At 65.4% G+C, this 19,992-nt stretch carries 19 protein-coding genes and 1 pseudogene; all 20 read left to right on the top strand.

Translation table 11 applies throughout. The features are described 5' to 3' along the window. Positions 1–52: 52 nt before the first annotated feature. The 20 genes and pseudogenes from lysA to AC5Y4H_RS21245 all read left to right on the top strand — a co-directional run bounded on the left by lysA (position 53) and on the right by AC5Y4H_RS21245 (position 19,969). Positions 53–1,411, top strand: coding sequence for a diaminopimelate decarboxylase (gene lysA / locus AC5Y4H_RS21340; RefSeq protein ID WP_499984768.1), 1,359 nt, complete (start codon positions 53–55; stop codon positions 1,409–1,411). Between the two features lie 3 nt (positions 1,412–1,414). Continuing rightward, positions 1,415–2,740 carry a homoserine dehydrogenase gene (locus tag AC5Y4H_RS21335; protein WP_499984739.1) on the top strand — a complete coding sequence of 442 codons (1,326 nt, stop codon included), beginning with the start codon at positions 1,415–1,417 and terminating at the stop codon, positions 2,738–2,740. Next, entirely contained in the window at positions 2,737–3,819 is a 1,083-nt protein-coding gene (gene thrC, locus AC5Y4H_RS21330; RefSeq protein WP_499984736.1) for a threonine synthase, read from the top strand. Before AC5Y4H_RS21335 ends, thrC begins: the two co-directional genes overlap by 4 nt. Before the next feature lie 31 nt (positions 3,820–3,850). After that, positions 3,851–4,795, top strand: a complete 945-nt coding sequence (thrB, locus tag AC5Y4H_RS21325) for a homoserine kinase (protein WP_499984734.1) — start codon at positions 3,851–3,853, stop codon at positions 4,793–4,795. Positions 4,796–5,062: 267 nt separating this feature from the next. Then, the gene (rho, locus tag AC5Y4H_RS21320; RefSeq protein ID WP_499984731.1) at positions 5,063–6,916 is read left to right on the top strand and encodes a transcription termination factor Rho; all 1,854 of its coding nucleotides are present in this window, start codon (positions 5,063–5,065) and stop codon (positions 6,914–6,916) included. A gap of 190 nt (positions 6,917–7,106) precedes the next feature. Beyond that, positions 7,107–7,337, top strand: a complete 231-nt coding sequence (rpmE, locus tag AC5Y4H_RS21315) for a 50S ribosomal protein L31 (RefSeq protein WP_066873624.1) — start codon at positions 7,107–7,109, stop codon at positions 7,335–7,337. A gap of 99 nt (positions 7,338–7,436) precedes the next feature. After that, on the top strand, positions 7,437–8,510 hold the full coding sequence (gene prfA, locus AC5Y4H_RS21310) for a peptide chain release factor 1 (protein WP_499984726.1): 1,074 nt from the start codon (positions 7,437–7,439) through the stop codon (positions 8,508–8,510). Further along, positions 8,507–9,379, top strand: coding sequence for a peptide chain release factor N(5)-glutamine methyltransferase (prmC, locus tag AC5Y4H_RS21305; protein ID WP_499984723.1), 873 nt, complete (start codon positions 8,507–8,509; stop codon positions 9,377–9,379). The genes prfA and prmC overlap by 4 nt, the downstream gene beginning before the upstream one ends. Beyond that, complete coding sequence (locus tag AC5Y4H_RS21300; protein ID WP_499984721.1) at positions 9,379–10,038, top strand: L-threonylcarbamoyladenylate synthase; 660 nt, start codon at positions 9,379–9,381, stop codon at positions 10,036–10,038. The genes prmC and AC5Y4H_RS21300 overlap by 1 nt, the downstream gene beginning before the upstream one ends. A 28-nt stretch (positions 10,039–10,066) precedes the next feature. Next, positions 10,067–11,276 (top strand): annotated as a pseudogene (locus tag AC5Y4H_RS21295) (glycosyltransferase family 4 protein); the annotation flags it as partial. A 215-nt stretch (positions 11,277–11,491) separates the two neighbouring features. Next, positions 11,492–11,983: an ATP synthase subunit I gene (locus AC5Y4H_RS21290; protein ID WP_499984719.1), complete on the top strand. Its 492-nt coding sequence runs from the start codon at positions 11,492–11,494 to the stop codon at positions 11,981–11,983. Continuing rightward, positions 11,980–12,738: a F0F1 ATP synthase subunit A gene (atpB, locus tag AC5Y4H_RS21285; protein WP_499984717.1), complete on the top strand. Its 759-nt coding sequence runs from the start codon at positions 11,980–11,982 to the stop codon at positions 12,736–12,738. Before AC5Y4H_RS21290 ends, atpB begins: the two co-directional genes overlap by 4 nt. Before the next feature lie 96 nt (positions 12,739–12,834). Beyond that, the gene (locus tag AC5Y4H_RS21280; protein WP_065052998.1) at positions 12,835–13,080 is read left to right on the top strand and encodes a F0F1 ATP synthase subunit C; all 246 of its coding nucleotides are present in this window, start codon (positions 12,835–12,837) and stop codon (positions 13,078–13,080) included. A gap of 9 nt (positions 13,081–13,089) precedes the next feature. Then, positions 13,090–13,623 carry a F0F1 ATP synthase subunit B gene (locus AC5Y4H_RS21275; RefSeq protein WP_499984714.1) on the top strand — a complete coding sequence of 178 codons (534 nt, stop codon included), beginning with the start codon at positions 13,090–13,092 and terminating at the stop codon, positions 13,621–13,623. Positions 13,624–13,629: 6 nt separating this feature from the next. Continuing rightward, on the top strand, positions 13,630–14,970 hold the full coding sequence (locus AC5Y4H_RS21270) for a F0F1 ATP synthase subunit B/delta (RefSeq protein WP_499984712.1): 1,341 nt from the start codon (positions 13,630–13,632) through the stop codon (positions 14,968–14,970). A gap of 52 nt (positions 14,971–15,022) precedes the next feature. Further along, entirely contained in the window at positions 15,023–16,714 is a 1,692-nt protein-coding gene (gene atpA / locus AC5Y4H_RS21265) for a F0F1 ATP synthase subunit alpha (protein ID WP_499984709.1), read from the top strand. A 6-nt stretch (positions 16,715–16,720) separates the two neighbouring features. After that, the gene (locus AC5Y4H_RS21260) at positions 16,721–17,629 is read left to right on the top strand and encodes a F0F1 ATP synthase subunit gamma (protein ID WP_499984707.1); all 909 of its coding nucleotides are present in this window, start codon (positions 16,721–16,723) and stop codon (positions 17,627–17,629) included. A 22-nt stretch (positions 17,630–17,651) separates the two neighbouring features. Next, on the top strand, positions 17,652–19,118 hold the full coding sequence (gene atpD / locus AC5Y4H_RS21255) for a F0F1 ATP synthase subunit beta (RefSeq protein ID WP_499984705.1): 1,467 nt from the start codon (positions 17,652–17,654) through the stop codon (positions 19,116–19,118). A 35-nt stretch (positions 19,119–19,153) separates the two neighbouring features. Beyond that, the gene (locus AC5Y4H_RS21250) at positions 19,154–19,519 is read left to right on the top strand and encodes a F0F1 ATP synthase subunit epsilon (RefSeq protein WP_499984703.1); all 366 of its coding nucleotides are present in this window, start codon (positions 19,154–19,156) and stop codon (positions 19,517–19,519) included. Positions 19,520–19,525: 6 nt separating this feature from the next. Further along, on the top strand, positions 19,526–19,969 hold the full coding sequence (locus AC5Y4H_RS21245) for a DUF2550 domain-containing protein (RefSeq protein ID WP_067127686.1): 444 nt from the start codon (positions 19,526–19,528) through the stop codon (positions 19,967–19,969). The last annotated feature ends 23 nt before the right edge of the window (positions 19,970–19,992 follow it).

Below are 19,992 nucleotides of genomic sequence, written 5' to 3'. Positions count from 1 at the left end.
TCACCCCGCCGGTCCTCGCCACGCCGAAGAGACCCGCCACGCCGAAAGCCCGCTGCGTCCGCAATCTCCCGAGGAGTTGCTGCTGCTGGCGCCGAACGTGTGGCCCCGCAACGTCGCTCGCGACGCTGTCGGAGTCGCCAGCATCGCAGGGGTGGCGGTGACCGACCTCGCCCAGGAGTACGGCACCCCGCTGTTCGTCGTCGACGAGGACGACTTCCGTTCCCGCTGTAGGGAAATCGCGTCGGCCTTTGGTGGCGGCAAAAACGTGCACTACGCGGCCAAGGCGTTCCTGTGCAGCGAAATAGCACGCTGGATCGACGAAGAAGGCCTGTCACTCGATGTGTGCACCGGCGGTGAACTGGCCGTCGCGCTGCACGCTGACTTCCCGCCGGAGCGAATCACCTTCCACGGCAACAACAAATCGGTTCCTGAGCTGACGGCGGCGGTCAAAGCCGGTGTAGGCCATGTCGTGTTGGACTCGATGGTTGAGATCGAGCGCCTCGATGCGATCGCCGGTGAGGCGGGCATCGTCCAGGATGTCTTCGTTCGCCTCACCGTCGGTGTCGAGGCGCACACCCACGAGTTCATCTCCACCGCGCACGAGGACCAGAAGTTCGGGTTGTCGTTGGCGAGCGGTGCGGCTTTGGACGCCGTCGGCAGGGTATTCGAAACGCAGCACCTACGGCTGGTGGGTCTGCACAGCCACATCGGTTCGCAGATTTTCGACGTCGCCGGCTTTGAACTCGCCGCGCGCCGGGTCATCGGTCTGCTGCATCAGGCCGTCGAGAAATTCGGTGTCGAGAAAGCCGCGCGGATCTCCACCGTGGATCTGGGTGGCGGACTGGGCATTTCCTATCTCGCCGCCGATGATCCGCCGCCGATGGGCGAGCTGGCCGCCAAGCTGAGCGAGATCGTGCGGAACGAGTCGGCGGCCGTCGGGCTGCCAACCCCCCGGCTGGTGGTGGAGCCCGGGCGCGCCATCGCCGGGCCGGGCACCATCACGCTCTACGAGGTGGGCACGGTCAAGGATGTCGACGTGAGCGCCACCGCGAACCGGCGCTACGTCAGCGTCGACGGCGGCATGAGCGACAACATCCGCACCGCGCTCTACGACGCGCAGTACGACGCCCGCCTGGTCTCACGGCTCAGCGATGCGCCGGCCGAGCTGGCCCGTATCGTCGGAAAGCATTGTGAGAGCGGCGATATCGTGGTGCGCGATACCTGGGTCCCCGGGGACCTGCGACCGGGCGACCTGATCGGGGTGGCCGCCACCGGTGCCTACTGTTATTCCCTGTCGAGTCGTTACAACATGATCTGCCGTCCCGCCGTCGTAGCGGTGCGTGACGGGCGGTCGCGTCTGGTCCTGCGTCGTGAGACGGTCGACGATCTATTGAGTCTGGAAGTGAGGTGAACTGTGCCCCGTGACGAAAAGCCGGTCGGTGTAGCGGTACTCGGGTTGGGCAACGTCGGCAGCGAAGTTGTCCGGATCATCGAGGACAGCGCTGACGACCTCGCCGCTCGTGTCGGCGCACCCGTGGTGTTGCGCGGCGTTGGAGTGCGCCGCGTCGCCGAGGGCCGCGGTGTCCCCGTCGAATTGCTCACCGACGACATCGAGGAACTCGCCGCGCGCGAGGACGTCGACATCGTCGTGGAGTTGATGGGGCCGGTGGAGCCCGCCCGCAAGGCCATCCTGTGTGCCCTCGAGCACGGTAAATCGGTCGTCACCGCGAACAAGGCGTTGTTGGCCACCTCGACCGGGGAGCTGTCGCAGGCGGCCGAAAGTGCACATGTCGACCTGTATTTCGAGGCTGCCGTCGCCGGTGCCATCCCCGTCATTCGTCCGCTGACGCAGTCGTTGGCGGGCGACACGGTGTTAAGGGTGGCCGGAATCGTCAACGGCACTACCAACTACATCTTGTCCGCGATGGACGAGACGGGCGCCGACTACGACACCGCGCTGGCCGAAGCCAGCGCGCTGGGTTACGCCGAGGCCGACCCCACCGCCGACGTCGAGGGATACGACGCGGCGGCCAAGGCCGCGATTCTGGCATCCATCGCCTTTCACACCCGGGTGACCGCCGACGACGTCTACCGCGAAGGCATCACCAAAGTCACCCCGGCCGACTTCGAGTCGGCCCAGGCCCTGGGCTGCACCATCAAGCTGCTGTCCATCTGCGAACGCCTCACGACCGACGATGGGCAAGAGCGAGTTTCGGCACGCGTCTATCCGGCGCTGGTGCCGTTGTCACACCCGCTGGCCACGGTGAACGGCGCGTTCAACGCGGTCGTGGTCGAGGCGAAGGCCTCCGGCCGGTTGATGTTCTACGGCCAGGGCGCGGGCGGCGCGCCGACCGCGTCCGCAGTGGCAGGTGACATGGTGATGGCAGCGCGCAACCGGGTGCTGGGCAGCCGCGGTCCGAGAGAATCCAGATACGCCCAACTTCCGGTGGCCCCAATGGGTTTCATCTCCACACGCTATTACGTCAGCATGAACGTCGCCGACAAGGCCGGCGTGCTGTCCTCGGTGGCGGCCGAGTTCGCCAAGCGCGAGGTGAGCATCGCCGAGGTCCGTCAGGAAGGCGTCGCGGACGAAGACGGACGGCGGGTGGGGGCCCGCATCGTCGTGGTCACTCACACCGCCACGGATGCCGCGCTGTCTGAAACCGTGGATGCGCTGGCCGATTTGGATGTCGTCCAGAGCGTGACCAGCGTGCTGCGATTGGAAGGGACCACCCTATGAGCGCCCCGCGCACCACCGTTCATCAGCCGTGGCCCGGTCTGATCGAGGCATACCGGGACCGGTTGCCGGTCGGTGACGACTGGACCCCGGTCACCCTGCTCGAGGGGGGTACACCGCTGATCGCGGCGGGCCGGCTCTCGGAAAAGACCGGTTGCACGGTGCATCTCAAGGTCGAGGGCCTCAATCCCACCGGCTCTTTCAAAGACCGCGGCATGACGATGGCGGTCACCGACGCGCTGGCCCGCGGGCAGCAGGCGGTGTTGTGCGCGTCGACCGGAAACACCTCGGCGTCGGCGGCGGCATATGCGGCACGGGCCGGCATCACCTGCGCTGTGCTGATACCGCAGGGCAAGATCGCGATGGGCAAGCTGGCGCAGGCCGTTATGCACGGCGCCAAGATCATTCAGATCGACGGCAACTTCGACGATTGCCTGGAGCTGGCCCGCAAGATGGCCGCCGACTTCCCGACGATCGCATTGGTCAACTCCGTCAACCCGGTGCGCATCGAGGGCCAGAAGACCGCGGCGTTCGAGATTGTCGACGCACTCGGCACCGCACCCGACGTGCACGCCCTGCCCGTCGGCAACGCGGGAAACATCACCGCTTACTGGAAGGGATACACCGAGTATCACCACGAGGGAATGATCGAGAAGTTGCCGCGCATGCTGGGCACCCAGGCGGCCGGCGCGGCCCCCCTGGTGCGTGGCGCCCCGGTCAAGAACCCGGAGACGATCGCCACCGCGATCCGCATCGGCGCGCCGGCATCGTGGACGGCGGCCGTTGACGCGCAGCAGCAATCGAATGGACGCTTCTTGGCCGCAACCGACGAAGAGATCCTGGCCGCCTATCACCTGGTGGCCGAGTCCGAGGGCGTCTTCGTCGAACCCGCCTCGGCGGCCAGCATCGCCGGTCTGCTCAAGGCCGTTGACGACGGTTGGGTGGCCCGTGGGTCGACAGTCGTGTGCACCGTGACCGGCAACGGCCTCAAGGATCCCGACACCGCGCTGCGGGATATGCCGACCGTGACCCCGCTGCCGGTGGATCCGGTCCTCGTGGTCGAAAAACTTGGGCTGGCCTAGTGGCAATTGCATTCGCGACGAAGGTCCGTTGATGACCCCGATGCTGCCGGTCGGCTTGGTGGCCAGCGCCGTGGTTTCGGCGTCCAGCGCCAACCTTGGCCCTGGCTTTGACACCCTCGGTCTGGCGTTGAGCCTTTACGACGAAATCATCGTCGAGATAACGGAATCCGGGCTGGTTGTGCTGGTCGAGGGTGAGGGTGCCGGCCAGCTGCCGGTGGGCCCCGAACACTTGGTCGTTCGTGCCCTGGACTGCGGCCTGCGGGCCATAGGGGTCCGTGCGCCGGGCCTGGTGGTGCGCTGCCGCAACGCCATCCCACACTCGCGCGGCCTCGGTTCCTCCGCGGCGGCGGTGGTCGGCGGGCTGGCGGCCGCAAACGGCCTTGTCGCACAGACGGATTGGACACCGCTCAGCAACACTCAACTGATCCAGCTGGCGTCGGAGTTCGAGGGTCATCCCGACAACGCGGCGGCCGCGGTGTTGGGCGGTGCGGTCGTCGCGTGGGCCGACCGCAGTGGAACCCACCCGCAGTATGCGGCGGTGCCGCTGCGGCTTCACCCCGATATCCACCTCTACTGCGCGATTCCGGAGGAACGCTCACTCACCGCGGACACCCGAGTGCTGCTGCGCGAGCAGATCAGCCACGAGGACGCACGATTCAACGTCAGCCGCGCCGCGTTGCTGGTGGTGGCACTCACCGAACGCCCGGACCTGCTCATGGCGGCCACCGAGGACGTGTTGCACCAGTCGGAGCGCGCACCGGCCATGCCGGCCTCAGCGGAATATTTGCGATTGTTGCGGCGTCATAACATTGCGACGACGCTCTCGGGGGCAGGGCCTTCGCTGATCGCGCTGACCACGGCGCCGGAGTTGCCCTCGGAAGTCATGGACTACGGGGCCACGATCGGATTTGCCATCAGCGAGATGACCGCTGGCGAACCAGCTCGCTGGAACCCGGGAGTCACCGTCGTCGGTTGATCGATGGCGTGGCCGGAGGGTTTGCTTGCTTCCGGCAGGGATGGGGGCTATCCTCGGAGCCGTCCAGCAATCGCAGCATCTGCATCTGCATCCATACTGCCTTGCCGCTAGGACACACCAATTCTTCTTGTGGACGAGGTTCGCCGTTTACTCCGCCGATCCAGGCGATCACCGTTGCAATGTCGATGATTGGGCGCACTCGGCAATTTGCCTGAATGCAACGAACCCCCCGTATGACCTGATCAGCGGGGGAAAGAAAGGAAATCCGTGACTGATACGGACCTGTTCACGGCTGGCGAAAACACTGACGCCAATCAACTATCGAATGCCGTGACCACAGACACTCCCGACGCGAAACCCAGCGTCTCGGGCGGTGCACTGTCCACGATGGTGCTACCCGAGCTGCGCGCGCTGGCCAATCAAGTTGGCGTCAAAGGGACGTCGGGTATGCGTAAGAACGAACTGATCGCGGCGATCAAGGAAGTCCGGGGCCAGGCCAACGGCGCTCCCGCCAATGGCACCAAGTCCGCTCAGGACAGCGGCAAGTCGGACAACCAGGACACCGGCAAGAACGACAACAACGCCGAAGCGCCGGCGACCGAGCGCGACCAGAACGGTGCCTCGACCGAGGCGCCCCGCCGCGAACGACGCGGCGCCTCCCGCGAAGCGGGATCCTCCGCCCGCGGCAACGACGAAGCCGACCGCGAAAGCTCAGGCGGCCGCGAGGGCGCGGCTACCGGCGAGGCCGAGCGCCGCGAGAAATCCAAGCAAGACAACCAGAATGACGACCGCGGCCAGGACGGCGGCGGCGACCAGGAGCAGAACTCCGGTGGACAGCAGGGCCGTGGCGGCTCGAACCAGCAGGACGACGACGGCGAGGGCCGTCAGGGCCGGCGGGGACGTCGCTTCCGTGACCGCCGCCGCCGGGGTGAGCGAACCGGTGAGGGTGGCGACACCGAGCTGCGCGAGGATGACGTCGTTCAACCGGTAGCCGGCATTCTTGACGTCCTCGACAATTACGCCTTCGTGCGCACCTCCGGCTACCTGGCCGGCCCGCACGACGTCTACGTGTCGATGAACATGGTGCGCAAGAACGGCCTGCGCCGTGGTGACGCCGTCACCGGCGCGGTCCGCGTGCCGAAGGACGGCGAACAGCCCAACCAGCGGCAGAAGTTCAACCCGTTGGTGCGACTGGACAGCGTCAACGGCGGCTCGGTCGAGGACGCCAAGAAGCGGCCCGATTTTTCCAAGCTGACGCCGTTGTACCCCAACCAGCGGCTTCGCCTGGAAACCACCAGCGACCGGCTGACCACCCGCGTCATCGACCTGATCATGCCGATCGGCAAGGGCCAGCGTGCGCTGATCGTGTCGCCGCCGAAGGCCGGTAAGACGACGATCTTGCAGGACATCGCCAACGCGATCACCAGGAACAACCCGGAATGCCACCTCATGGTCGTGCTCGTCGACGAGCGGCCCGAGGAGGTCACCGACATGACCCGTTCGGTCAAGGGTGAGGTCATCGCCTCGACCTTCGACCGGCCGCCGTCGGACCACACTTCGGTCGCCGAGCTGGCGATCGAGCGGGCCAAGCGGCTGGTTGAGCAGGGCAAGGACGTCGTCGTCCTGCTGGACTCGATCACCCGCCTCGGGCGCGCCTACAACAATGCGTCGCCGGCCTCGGGGCGCATCCTGTCCGGTGGTGTCGACTCCACCGCGCTGTACCCGCCCAAGCGGTTCCTGGGCGCCGCCCGCAACATCGAAGAAGGCGGGTCGCTGACCATCATCGCCACCGCGATGGTCGAGACGGGATCCACCGGTGACACGGTCATCTTCGAGGAGTTCAAGGGCACCGGTAACGCAGAGCTCAAGCTCGACCGGAAGATCTCTGAGCGGCGGGTCTTCCCGGCGGTCGACGTGAACCCGTCGGGTACCCGTAAGGACGAGTTGCTGCTGTCACCGGACGAGTTCGGCATCGTGCACAAGCTGCGCCGTGTGCTGTCCGGCCTGGACTCGCATCAGGCCATCGACCTGCTGATGTCGCAGCTGCGCAAGACGAAGAACAACTACGAGTTCCTGGTCCAGGTGTCCAAGACGACGCCGGGGGCGATGGACAACGACTAGCCCGCCGCGCAGACCCGAGACGGGATCGGGTCCGGGTGGGAATGAACGGGCGCAGCTCGCTGTTTGGGATGATGGCGGTTGACCTGGCATAATCGGGGCTCGACTATCCGGCAACCGTTGAGGTTCGGAGCTCACGCCCGACCGTCCGAGTTCGGACGGGGGCGGGCGACAAACGATCGAAGAGGACACCATGAAAGCTGACATTCACCCCGCCTACGCGGAGACCACGGTGCTCTGCGGGTGTGGCAACACCTTCCAGACGCGCAGCACCAAGGACGGCGGGCGCATCGTCGTCGAGGTGTGCTCGCAGTGCCACCCCTTCTACACCGGCAAGCAGAAGATCCTCGACAGCGGTGGCCGCGTGGCCCGCTTCGAGAAGCGGTACGGCAAGCGCAACGCCGGCGCTGCTGCCGACAAATAGTTCGGTAACCGACGCCCGAACTGTGCGCACCGTCGCACAGGCCGGGCGTCGGTTTGCGTTGCGGTGCATGACAGGCGAAGCGGGGCAGGAGGTGCGGCAGTGACCAAGCCGGTACAGACCATTGATGTGCTGCTGGCCGAGCATGCCGACCTCGAGCGCAGGCTGGCAGATCCGGAATTGCACAGCAATCCCGACGAGGCCCGCAAAGCCGGACGACGTTTCGCTCGGCTGGCCCCGATCGTGGGCACCTACCGCAAGCTGGTTGCCGCCCGCGACGACCTGGAAACGGCCCGCGAGTTGGCCGCCGACGACGCGTCCTTCGGCGCCGAGGTGACGGATCTGGAAACACAGGTGTCCGAGCTGGACACCCAACTCACCGACATGCTGGCGCCACGCGACCCGCATGACCCCGACGACATCGTGCTCGAAGTGAAATCCGGTGAAGGGGGAGAGGAATCGGCGCTGTTCGCCGCTGACCTGGCGCGGATGTACATTCGCTACGCCGAACGGCATGGCTGGACCGTCACCGTGCTCGACGAAACCACCTCGGACCTCGGCGGCTACAAGGACGCGACGCTGGCGATCGCCAGCAAGGGCGACACCGCCGACGGGGTCTGGTCACGGATGAAATTCGAGGGCGGGGTGCACCGGGTGCAGCGTGTCCCGGTGACGGAATCCCAAGGCCGCGTGCATACTTCGGCGGCCGGCGTGCTGGTGTACCCCGAACCCGAAGAAGTCGGTGAGGTGCAGATCGACGAGTCGGACCTGCGCATCGATGTCTATCGCTCGTCGGGGAAGGGTGGCCAGGGCGTCAACACCACCGACTCCGCGGTGCGCATCACCCACCTGCCCACCGGCATCGTCGTCACCTGCCAGAACGAACGGTCGCAGCTGCAGAACAAGGCCCGCGCGCTGCAGGTGCTGGCCGCCCGTCTGCAAGCCTTGGCCGAGGAGCAGGCGCTGGCGGATGCCTCGGCGGACCGGGCCAGCCAGATTCGCACCGTCGACCGCAGCGAACGCATCCGGACGTATAACTTCCCGGAAAACCGGATCGCGGACCATCGCATCAATTTCAAGTCGCACAACCTCGACCAGGTTCTCGACGGCGACCTCGACGCCTTGTTCGACGCCCTCGCCGCCGCCGACAAGCAGTCCCGGCTGCAACAGGCATGACCGCCCTGCGGCGCGCGATCGACGATGCTGCGGCCACCCTTGCCGAAGCGGGAATCGATTCTGCGCGTTGGGATGCCGAGCAGCTGGCCGCACACCTGGCGGGAACTGACCGCGGCCGCCTGAGCCTGCTCAAGTCCCCCGATGGCGACTTCCTGAAGCGCTACCGCGAGGTCGTGGCCGCGCGTTCGCAACGGGTGCCATTGCAACACCTTCTGGGGACCGCGGCATTCGGCCCCGTCACGCTGCACGTTGGTCCCGGGGTGTTCATACCCCGCCCCGAGACCGAGGTCCTGCTGGAATGGGCTACCTCGCAACAACTGGTGCCGCGGCCCGTCATCGCCGACTTGTGCACCGGTTCGGGCGCTTTGGCGGTGGCGCTGGCCCACCACCGGCCCGCGGCGCGCATCGTCGCCATCGATAACTCGGAAACCGCGCTGGAATACGCGCGCCGCAACGCGCAGGGCACGGCGATCGAGTTGCTGTGCACCGACGTCACGGAGCTGGCCTCCGACCCGGGACTGCTCGCCGACCTGGACGGTCGAGTCGACATGTTGGTGGCCAACCCGCCGTATGTTCCCGACGCGGCTGTGTTGGACCCCGAAGTCGCGCAACACGATCCGCACCAGGCTGTGTTCGGCGGTCCGGACGGATTGGCCGTGATCGCCCCCCTCGTCCATCTGGCCGGTCGCTGGCTGCGCCCGGGCGGACTGATCGGTATCGAGCATGATGACACCACCTCGGCGCAGACGGTGGAGCTGTTCGGTCGCACGGAATCCTTCGAAGACGTTCGGGCCCGGCGAGACCTGACCGGCCGGTCGCGATTCGTGACGGCCCGCAGGAGGGCGACAGCGGGGGAGACACGGCGCTAATGACTGACGTCTTCGACTGTGCGGATACCACCCAACGCTCGCTCGGAATAACCGCGGCGGCGGGAGCGCTCAAGGGCGGCCGCCTAGTCGTAATGCCGACCGACACCGTGTACGGCATCGCCGCCGATGCGTTCAACAGCGCCGCGGTCTCGGCGTTGCTCTCGGCAAAGGGACGGGGGCGCGACATGCCGGTGGGTGTGCTGGTCGGCTCCTGGCACACCATCGAGGGACTCGTCTACACCATGCCGGACGGTGCCCGCGACCTGATCCGCGCCTTCTGGCCGGGCGCGTTGAGCCTCGTGGTGAGTCAGGCGCCGTCATTGCAGTGGGACCTCGGCGATGCCCGCGGCACGGTGATGTTGCGAATGCCGCTGCACCCCGTTGCCATTGAACTGCTGCGCGAAGTAGGGCCGCTGGCCGTGTCGAGCGCCAACGTCTCCGGCAGTCCGGCCGCCGTGAATGCCCACGAGGCGCGCAGCCAGCTCGGCGACCTGGTGGACGTCTATCTGGACGCGGGTCCGTCCGATCAAGGGGCCGCCTCCACGATCGTCGACCTGACCGGGGCCACCCCGAGGATTCTGCGGCCGGGTCCGGTGAGCGCGGAACGGATCGCGGAAGTACTCGCCGTCGATCCGGAAAGCTTGACCGCCCCGGCCTGACTGGAGCGGCTGTCGAGGTGCCAGGTTTGTCCAGTACGGTCTCGGTGATGTCCAGCGACGTGACCAACCTTGCCGGTGGGTTGCTCGCGCTGGGGGACCGCGGCGCCGGCGTTCCGCTTCGTGAGCTGGCGCTGGTGGGGTTGACCGCAGCGATCATCACGTACTTCGCGACCGGACCGGTGCGGGTGCTGGCCACGCGGCTGGGCGCGGTCGCCTATCCGCGGGAGCGCGATGTCCACGTGACGCCGACCCCCCGGATGGGCGGGCTGGCGATGTTCCTGGGCGTCATCACGGCTGTCTTTCTGGCGTCCCAACTGCCCGCGCTCACCCGTGGGTTCGTCTACTCCGCCGGCATGCCCGCGGTATTGGTGGCCGGCGCGGTCATCATGGGCATCGGCCTGATCGACGACCGATGGGGTCTCGATGCGTTGACCAAGTTCGCCGGTCAGATCACCGCGGCCAGTGTGCTGGTCACCATGGGGGTGGCGTGGAGCGTTCTCTACATCCCCATCGGCGGGGTCGGCACCATCGTGCTCGACCAGGCCTCGTCGATCCTGCTGACCCTGGCGCTGACCGTCTCGGTCGTCAACGCGATGAACTTCGTCGACGGGCTCGACGGTCTGGCCGCCGGGCTGGGCCTGATCACGGCGCTGGCGATCTGCATGTTCTCCGTCGGCCTGCTGCGCGACCACGGCGGTGACGTGCTGTTCTATCCGCCCGCGGTGATTTCGGTGGTTCTCGCCGGCGCCTGCCTGGGTTTCCTCCCGCACAACTTCCATCGCGCCAAGATCTTCATGGGCGACTCCGGCTCCATGCTGATCGGTCTGATGCTGTCGGCCGCGTCGACGACGGCCGCCGGCCCGGTCTCACAGAACGCGTACGGTGCCCGCGATGTGTTCGTGCTGCTGTCCCCGTTCCTACTGGTGGCCGCGGTCATTTTCGTACCGATGCTCGATTTGCTGCTGGCGATCGTGCGCCGTACCCGCGCGGGCCGCAGCGCGTTCAGCCCCGACAAGATGCACCTGCATCACAGGTTGCTGCAGATCGGCCATTCGCACCGTCGGGTGGTGTTGCTGATCTATCTGTGGGTCGGGATCGTCGCGTTCGGGGCGGCGAGCACGATCTTTTTCCGCCCGCGAGATACCGCGGCGGTAATGCTGGGCGCCATCCTCGTGGCCGGCATCGCCACCGCGATACCGCTCCTGCGCCGCCGAGACGAGTACTACGACGAGGAGTAGTAGTGGGGTTCGTGATGTGGTACGGTGCTGGTAGAACCCCAAAAAGCCGCGCAGGCTACGGGTCCATCGGAGGCTGATCCGAGTGGGCTGGATGAAGACCGGCCCCGGGATATACCCCTTGGGTGATTCAACTGTGACGTGCGATACGCTCGGCGGACCACCGATCAGTCGGTCGGGGGGTTCCCGTGTTACCAACCTGGGATTGAGGTGCTGCAGTGACGACACCAGCGCAGGACGCGCCGTTGGTGTTTCCCTCTGTTGCTTTCCGTCCGATTCGGCTCTTCGCGATAAGCATTGCCATCACCGCGGTGGCGGTGCTCGCCGCCGGACTGTCGGATCACCTGATGGTCGGAGTCTTCTTCGGTGTCGGACTTCTCCTGGGTTTGCTCAATGCGGTGCTTGTGCGCCGCTCGGTTGAAGCGATCACCGCCAAAGATCACCCGCTGAAAAGGTCGATGGCGGTCAACTCGGCGTCACGGCTGGCCATCATTACCGTCGTCGGGCTGATCATCGCGTACGTATTCCGGCCCGCCGGCCTTGGCGTCGTGTTCGGATTGGCGCTGTTCCAGGTCCTATTGGTTTTCTCGACAGCCCTTCCGGTGTGGAAGAAGCTGCGCGCCGGCGACTGGGCGGAGCCTCCGGGCGGTGTCGAAGGCGGCGTGATCCCAGGATCGGACGGAACGGAAGGTAAGGAACAGCAACGATGACTGGGATGATGTTCCTCGCCGAGTCTGCAATCGAGGTTGGCGATCACACCCAAGCCAAGTGGCTCGGCATGACGGTCAACACCGACACGATCCTGTCGACCGCGATCGCCGCGGTGATCGTTCTCGGGCTGGCCTTCTTCCTGCGCGCGAAGATCACCTCCAAGGGCGTGCCCAGTGGCGTTCAGTTGTTCTGGGAGGCGATCACCGAACAGATGCGCGGACAGATCGAGAGCGCTATCGGCATGCGGATCGCCCCGTTCGTGCTGCCGTTGGCCGTCACAATCTTCGTGTTCATCCTGATCTCCAACTGGCTGTCGGTGCTGCCGCTGCAGTACAAAGACAAATCCGGACACGCGACCGAGCTGCTGAAGTCGGCGGCGGCGGACATCAATTACGTGCTGGCGCTGGCCCTCTTCGTCTTCGTCTGTTATCACGTGGCGGGCATCTGGCGCCGCGGCATCATCGGGCATCCGCTCGCCGTGGTCAAGGGGCATGTGGCGTTCCTGGCGCCAATCAACCTCGTTGAAGAGCTCGCGAAGCCGATCTCGCTGTCGCTCCGACTTTTCGGCAATATCTTCGCCGGCGGCATCCTGGTCGCGCTGATCGCGCTCTTTCCGCCCTACATCATGTGGGCACCCAACGCGATCTGGAAGGCCTTCGACCTGTTCGTCGGCGCGATCCAGGCGTTCATCTTCTCGATCCTGACCATCTTGTACTTCAGCCAATCCATGGAGATCGAGGATCACCATGACTGAGACCGCTATGAAGTGTCTTGTCCCACGCACCATTACAGAGGCCTGGTAGACCGCTACCGGATAGGCCCCCAAAAAAGGAGGAAAAGAATGGCAGGCATGGACCCCCAAATCGCTGCCGCCGCTCTCATCGGCGGAGGCCTGATCATGGGTGGCGGCGCGATCGGCGCCGGCATCGGTGACGGCATTGCCGGTAACGCGCTGGTTTCGGGCATCGCCCGGCAGCCCGAGGCGCAGGGCCGGCTGTTCACGCCGTTCTTCATCACGGTCGGTCTGGTCGAGGCGGCCTACTTCATCAACTTGGCGTTTATGGCGTTGTTCGTCTTCGCTACCCCGGTCAAGTAATTCGCCGCAATGCGTGACGCGAGTCTGAGCATTTTGGCATCCAGCCGGGTGGTGGCCGAGGGGGGCAGCAACTTCCTCGTTCCCAACGGCACCTTCTTCTTCGTGCTGGCCATCTTCCTGATCGTGCTGGCCGTCATCGGCACATTCGTTGTGCCCCCGGTGATGAGGGTGTTGCACGAGCGCGAGGCCATGGTCGCCAAGACGGCCGCCGACAACAAGAAGGCGGCCGAGCAATTCGAGGCGGCCAAGGCCGACTACGAAGAAGCCCTGAGCGAGGCACGGGTTCAGGCGTCGTCATTGCGCGACAATGCCCGCGCCGAAGGTCGTAAGGTGGTCGAAGACGCGCGCGCCCGGGCCGAACAACAGGTGATGTCGACGTTGCAAATGGCATCCGAGCAGTTGAAGCGGGAGAGGGACGCCGTGGAACTGGACCTGCGCGCCAATGTGGCGTCGATGTCGGCGACGTTGGCAAGTCGAATCCTCGGCATCGACGTCGCCCCCGCCGCCGCGACCACATCCGCAACCAAGACATCCGGACGGTAATTACGTATGTCGACTTTCATCGGCCAGTTGGTGGGCTTTGCCGCCATCGTGTTTCTGGTGGTGCGTTATGTCGTGCCGCCGGTGCGCCGGCTGATGGCCGCGCGGCAGGACGCCGTGCGCCAACAGCTGAAAGATGCTGCGACGGCGAGTGATCGACTGACGCAATCGACCGAGGCGCACAACAAGGCCGTGGAAGACGCGAAGACAGAGGGCGAGCAGATCGTCGAGGAGGCCCAGGCTGACGCCGGCCGCATCGTCGAGCAGTTGCGGGCCCAGGCGGATGTCGAGTCCGAACGCATCAACGTACAGGGCGGCCGCCAGGTCGAACTGTTACGCACCCAGCTGAGCCGACAGCTCCGCTTGGAACTCGGCCACGAAGCGGTGCGTCAGGCGGGCGAGCTGGTGCGCAACTACGTCGCCGACCCCGAACAGCAGTCGGCCACCGTCGACCGGTTCCTCGAGGAGCTCGAGGAGATGGCGCCCGCCTCGGCCGACGTCCAGTACCCGTTGATGACCAAGATGCGCTCGTCGAGTCGTGTCGCGCTGGGCAACCTGTCGGATCGGTTCAGCACCATCGCCAAAGACCTTGACAACAAGGGGCTTTCGGCTCTGTCCACTGAGCTGGTGGCGGTGGCACACATGCTGGACCGAGAGATCGTCGTCACGAGGTATCTGACCGTTCCGGCCGAGGACGGCACCCCTAGGGTCCGGTTGATGGAACGGCTGGTCTCCGGCAAGGTCGGCGACGCCACACTCGAGGTGTTGCGTTCGGCGGTCTCGGAGCGGTGGTCGATCAACTCCGACCTCATCGACGCCATCGAACACGTGTCTCGACAAGCGCTGCTCGAGGTCGCCGAACGTGAGGACAAAGTCGACGAGGTCGAAGAACAGCTGTTCCGGTTCTCCCGCGTCCTCGATGCGCAGCCGCGGCTCGCCATCCTGCTGGGCGACTACGCCGTTCCGGTGGACGGCCGAGTCGGTCTTTTGCGCAAGGTGCTCGACAGCGCAAGCGGCAGGGTCAACCCCATCGTGGTGGCGCTGCTTTCCCAGACGGTCGAACTGCTCCGAGGCCAGCCGGCCGAGGAAGCCGTTCAATTCCTGACGGAAGTCGCCGTGGCCCGGCGCGGCGAGATCGTCGCCCAGGTGAGTGCGGCGGCCGAACTCAGCGACGATCAGCGGTCTCGCCTCACCGACGTGCTCGGCCGCATCTATGGGCACTCCGTAGCGGTGCAGCTGCAGGTCGATGCCGAACTACTGGGCGGGCTGCTCATCTCCGTGGCCGACGAAGTGATTGACGGGACACTCGCTTCTCGCCTTACCGCCGCCCAGGCTCAACTGCCCGATTGACCATTCATCACAATCACACGCGAACCACGATCAAGTAGGAAGACGAAAAGCCATGGCCGAGTTGACAATCTCCGCTGATGACATCCAGAGCGCCATCGAGGAGTACGTAGGCTCTTTCACGTCCGACACCTCCCGGGAAGAGGTCGGTGCCGTCGTCGACGCGGGGGACGGCATCGCACACGTCGAAGGCCTGCCCTCGGTCATGACCCAGGAGTTGCTCGAGTTCCCCGGCGGCGTCCTCGGCGTGGCCCTCAACCTCGAGGAGCACAGCGTCGGCGCGGTGATCCTGGGTGACTTCGAGAAGATCGAAGAGGGTCAGCAAGTCAAGCGCACCGGCGAGGTCTTGTCTGTTCCCGTCGGCGACGCGTTCCTCGGGCGCGTCGTCAATCCGCTGGGCCAGCCGATCGACGGCCGCGGAGACATCGACACCGACATCCGCCGCGCGCTGGAGATCCAGGCGCCGTCGGTGGTCCAGCGGCAGAGCGTGAGCGAGCCGCTGCAGACCGGTATCAAGGCCATCGACGCGATGACCCCGATCGGTCGCGGCCAGCGGCAGCTGATCATCGGAGACCGCAAGACCGGCAAGACCGCCGTCTGCGTGGACACCATCCTCAACCAGCGCGAGAACTGGGAGAGCGGCGACGAACGCAAGCAGGTGCGCTGCGTGTACGTGGCAATCGGGCAGAAGGGCACCACGATCGCCTCGGTGCGGCGCGCCCTGGACGAGGGCGGTGCGATGGACTACACCACCATCGTGGCCGCGCCGGCTTCCGATTCCGCCGGCTTCAAATGGCTTGCACCGTACACGGGTTCGGCGATCGCCCAGCACTGGATGTACGAAGGCAAGCACGTGCTGATCGTCTTCGACGACCTGAGCAAGCAGGCCGAGGCGTACCGGGCGATCTCGTTGCTGCTGCGCCGGCCGCCGGGTCGCGAGGCCTACCCCGGCGACGTGTTCTACCTGCACTCCCGCCTGCTGGAGCGCTGCGCCAAGCTGTCGGACGATCTCGGAGGTGGCTCACTGACCGGGTTGCCGATCATCGAGACCAAGGCGAACGACATCTCCGCCTACATTCCCACCAACGTCATCTCCATCACCGACGGGCAGTGCTTCCTGGAGTCCGACCTGTTCAACCAGGGTGTGCGGCCGGCCATCAACGTCGGTGTGTCGGTGTCCCGTGTGGGTGGGGCGGCACAGATCAAGGCCATGAAGGAAGTCGCCGGATCGCTGCGACTGGACTTGTCGCAGTACCGCGAACTGGAATCGTTCGCCGCCTTCGCGTCGGACCTGGACGCGACCTCCAAGGCCCAGCTGGAACGCGGTGAACGGCTGGTCGAACTGCTGAAGCAGCCGCAGTACCAGCCCATGCCGGTCGAGGAGCAGGTGGTTTCGATCTTCCTGGGCACCGGCGGTCACCTGGACTCGGTGCCCGTCGAGGACGTCCGACGATTCGAGACCGAGCTGCTGGACCACATGCGGGCCTCGGAAGAGAAGTTCCTGAGCGGCGTCCGCGACAGCGGAAAACTCTCGGAGGAGGGTGAGAACCAGCTCACCGAGATCATCGAAAAGTTCAAGAAGGGCTTCGCGGCCACCGGCGGTGGATCGGTCGTGCCCGACGAGCACGTCGAGGCCCTGGACGAAGAGGATCTGGAAAAAGAGTCCGTTCAGGTCAAAAAGGACAAGCCGAAGGAGAAGAAGGAATCCAAGGATTCCAAGAAATCCTCCGGCAAGGACAAGAAGTAGCCATCGATGGCAGCAACACTTCGCGAATTGCGCGGCCGGATCCGTTCGGCGGGGTCGATCAAGAAGATCACCAAGGCCCAGGAGATGATCGCGACGTCGCGCATCGGCAAGGCGCAGGCCCGGTTGGAATCCGCCCGGCCCTACACGTTGCAGATCACGTCGATGCTCACCACGCTGTCCTCCGAAGCCGCATTGGACCATCCGTTGCTGGTCGAGCGAGAAGAGGCGAAGCGGGCCGGCGTCCTGGTGGTGTCCTCGGACCGTGGTTTGTGCGGCGCGTACAACTCGAGTATTTTTCGCCGCTCCGAGGAGCTGTTTTCCCTACTGAGGGAGGAAGGCAAGACACCGGTCGTCTACACGGTGGGTCGAAAGGCGCTGAATTACTTCAAGTTCCGTAATTGGGACATCACGGAATCGTGGACGGGTTTCTCTGAGCAACCCACATACGAGAACGCCACGGAGATCGCCTCGACGCTGGTCGAGACGTTCATGGCGGGTGCGGGTGACGACGAATCGGAGGACGGCCAGGGCGTCGACGAACTGCACATCGTCTACTCGGAGTTCAAGTCGATGATGTCGCAGGCCGCGGTCGCCCACCGCATCGCTCCGCTGGTCGTTGAATATGTTGAGGACACCGACGAGCTGCACACCTTGTACTCGTTCGAGCCGGACGCGACAACGCTTTTCGACGCGCTGCTGCCGCGGTATGTGACGACGCGGGTGTACACGGCGCTGCTCGAGTCGGCGGCGTCGGAGCTCGCGTCGCGGCAACGAGCGATGAAGTCGGCGACAGACAACGCCGACGACCTGATCAAGGAGCTCACGCTGATGGCGAACCGCGAGCGGCAGGCCCAGATCACCCAAGAGATCAGCGAAATCGTCGGTGGCGCAAACGCGCTCGCCGACGCCAAGTAGCGCAAAGGAAGCGGAAGAAATTATGGCTGCTACTACTCAAAGCACCGAAAAGACCGACAAGTCGCAAGACAGCGACACCAAAGGCCGCGTGGTGCGTATCGCCGGGCCCGTCGTCGATGTCGAATTCCCCCGTGGCTCGGTGCCGGACCTGTTCAACGCGCTGCGCGCCGAGGTCACCTACGAGGATCTGAAGAAGACCCTGACGCTCGAGGTCGCTCAGCACCTGGGCGACAATCTGGTGCGAGCTATCTCCCTGCAGCCCACGGACGGCCTTGTGCGCGGCGTCGAGGTCACCGACAGCGGTGACTCCATCTCGGTGCCGGTCGGCGAGGATGTCAAAGGCCACGTCTTCAACGCGCTGGGAGACTGCCTCGACAAGCCGGGCTATGGAGAAGACTTCGAGCACTGGTCGATTCACCGCAAGCCACCGGCGTTCGAAGAGCTCGAGCCCCGAACTGAGATGCTCGAAACCGGACTCAAAGTCGTCGACCTGCTCACCCCGTATGTGCGTGGTGGCAAGATCGCGCTGTTCGGCGGTGCCGGCGTCGGCAAGACGGTGCTGATCCAGGAGATGATCAACCGTATCGCCCGAAACTTCGGTGGTACTTCGGTTTTCGCCGGTGTGGGTGAGCGCACCCGTGAGGGCAACGACCTGTGGGTCGAGCTCAAGGAAGCCGACGTGCTCAAGGACACCGCGCTGGTGTTCGGTCAGATGGACGAGCCGCCCGGCACCCGTATGCGGGTGGCGTTGTCCGCGCTGACCATGGCCGAGTGGTTCCGCGACGAGGCGGGCCAGGACGTGCTGTTGTTCATCGACAACATCTTCCGATTCACCCAGGCCGGTTCGGAGGTGTCGACGCTGCTCGGCCGTATGCCGTCCGCGGTGGGTTACCAGCCGACGCTGGCCGACGAGATGGGCGAGCTGCAGGAGCGCATCACCTCGACGCGAGGCAAGTCGATCACGTCGATGCAGGCGGTCTACGTGCCCGCCGACGACTACACCGATCCCGCGCCGGCCACGACGTTCGCGCACCTGGACGCGACCACCGAGCTCTCCCGCAACGTCTTCTCCAAGGGCATCTTCCCCGCGGTGGACCCGCTGGCGTCGAGCTCGACCATCCTGGACCCGAGTGTCGTCGGTGACGAGCACTACCGGGTGGCGCAGGAAGTCATCCGAATCCTGCAGCGGTACAAGGACCTCCAAGACATCATCGCGATCCTCGGTATCGACGAGCTGTCGGAAGAGGACAAGCAGCTCGTGCAGCGCGCACGGCGCATCGAGCGGTTCCTCTCGCAGAACATGATGGCTGCCGAGCAGTTCACCGGTCAGCCCGGCTCGACGGTGCCGCTGAAGGAGACGATCGAGTCATTCGACCGGCTGACCAAGGGCGATTTCGACCACATCCCGGAGCAGGCGTTCTTCTTGATCGGTGGCCTCGACGACCTGGCCAAGAAAGCCGAAAGCTTTGGCGCCAAACTTGATTCCTGAGGCATGAGCGGCATGGCTCTGAAAGGCTCTGTGGCATGGCGGATTTGAACGTCGAGATAGTCGCCGTCGACCGAAAGATCTGGTCGGGTGAGGCAACGTTTCTGTTCACCCGCACCACCGTCGGTGAGATCGGCATCCTGCCGCGGCACATCCCGCTGGTAGCGCAGTTGGTCGAAGACGCAATGGTGCGCGTCGAAAGAGAGGGCGAAGACGATCTGCGGATCGCGGTGGATGGCGGATTCCTGTCTGTCACCGAGGAATCGGTGACGATCCTCGCCGAATCCGCCGAGTTCGAGTCGGAGATCGACGAAAGCGCCGCCAGAGAGGCTTCTGAATCTGACGACCCGCGTATCGCCGCCAAGGGGCGGGCGAGATTGCGTGCCGTCGGCGTGATCGACTAACCGCCGATGAGCGCGCCCATGGTCGGCATGGTCGTGCTCGTCGTCGTGCTGGCGAGCGCCGTCATCGCGCTGAGTTATCGGCTGTGGAAGCTGCGCCAGGGTGGCACGGCGGGGATCATGCGAGACATTCCCGCGGTCGGAGGCCACGGCTGGCGGCACGGCGTAATCCGTTATCGCGGGGGAGAAGCGGCGTTCTACCGGCTCTCCAGCCTGCGATTGTGGCCGGACCGCCGGCTGAGCCGGCGAGGCGTGGAGATCGTGTCCAGGCGGGCGCCGCGCGGCGACGAGTTCGACATCATGACCGACGAGATCGTCGTCATCGAGCTGCGCGACACCACCCAGGACCGCAGGTCCGGCTACGAGATCGCTTTGGACAAGGGCGCGTTGACCGCGTTCCTGTCCTGGCTGGAGTCGCGCCCTTCGCCGCGTTCCCGTCGGCGCAGCCTCTAGACCGCGTCAATCGTTGAGCGAAC

The sequence above is a fragment of the Mycobacterium sp. NGS58 genome, assembly GCF_059812385.1.
This window is presented reverse-complemented; position numbering and strand designations above follow the sequence as displayed.